This is a genomic window from Halorubrum sp. SP9 (assembly GCF_005435015.1).
GTDB lineage: Archaea > Halobacteriota > Halobacteria > Halobacteriales > Haloferacaceae > Halorubrum > Halorubrum sodomense.
Map to the genome: position 1 here is coordinate 1 of NZ_SGXU01000130.1, position 1,094 is coordinate 1,094.

The window sequence follows — 1,094 nt, forward strand, 5'->3', positions numbered from 1 at the left end:
CACTACAAGATTCACCCGTACCCACACACCCCGACGTGGGATCTCACCCGTCCATGGCCGCGTCACTACCGTCCAACGTGGGACACCAATGACGATCCACGCTCGGAGTGGACGTACCTTCGCGGGGTCCGTGATCCACGACTCGACGGAATCCTTCGTCCATAGCGCACAGCGTGGAAACCATCTACTGAACACCCGACATGAGCACTTCCAACGCCAACACCACACAGAAAGCATCGCTCGCTGACAAAGTTCTCGACAACGTCACCGACATCATCGCCTTGGTCGTCATCGGGGCGATCTTGCTGTACTTCGGTGAACCCTCCACCGAGACGTTGGCAGCGATTACCTCAATCGCACTCGGAAAGCGGTACTTGAAAGGCAAATGACGCACAATCTTTTTGTATCTGACACACGAAAATACACCTAATGGATACGTCCCAAGAACCGCAGTCACAGACTGCGGACGTTGAGAAGCCTGCTTCGCAGACATCTCAAGTCACACGGACACAAGTAGATCACGACGGTGACAGCATCCGTCTATACTACCTCCCAGGGTCCGATATTCCGCCGATGCCCTCCGTAACCACCATCGAGGAGCTACGGGTAGACCCCGAGAAGGACGAGGCGTTGAAGGGGTGGCGAGATCGCTACGACGGACAGAGCGGATGGGCGCGACCGTGGTGGAAAGATCAGCGAGAGTACAAACGCTACCGTGGCACCCTCATCCACTTCGTCGTCCTCGACGCCTTGGCCGATGCGTCGGGCGATACCCACTTCCACGAAGTCGGAGACAACGACTGGGGCTACGAGGAATACTACGCGGAATACTGCCTGAAGAAGTGGTCGAAGAAGGCCCCCTCGGCCAATACCGACGAAGTCCCGTACACGCCGCGGAACAATCAGTACGACGGCGAACACGCATGGGACAAGGCCGTCCGCGAGATGAAGTGGGCGGCGAAGGCGTTCAAAGAGCACATCATCGACACGGGCCACCTTGACCCCGACAACGTCGAAGCCGTCGAACAGTTCCTCTTTGACACCGAGTTTGGCTACGGTGGGCAGTTCGACCTGCTATACGAAGACGAGGAGGG

At 57.5% G+C, this 1,094-nt stretch carries 2 protein-coding genes; both read left to right on the forward strand.

Translation table 11 applies throughout. The features are described from left to right. Window positions 1-200: 200 nt before the first annotated feature. Window positions 201-389, forward strand: a complete 189-nt coding sequence (locus tag EXE45_RS16810) for a hypothetical protein (RefSeq protein WP_137695005.1) — start codon at window positions 201-203, stop codon at window positions 387-389. A gap of 40 nt (window positions 390-429) precedes the next feature. Then, the coding region (locus EXE45_RS16815) for a hypothetical protein (RefSeq protein WP_137695006.1) at window positions 430-1,094 on the forward strand (665 nt) is incomplete at its 3' end.

Excerpts from the sequence above, each read along its gene's own strand:
- EXE45_RS16810 (WP_137695005.1), top strand. The coding sequence starts at position 201 with ATGAGCACTTCCAACGCCAACACCACACAGAAAGCATCGCTCGCTGAC.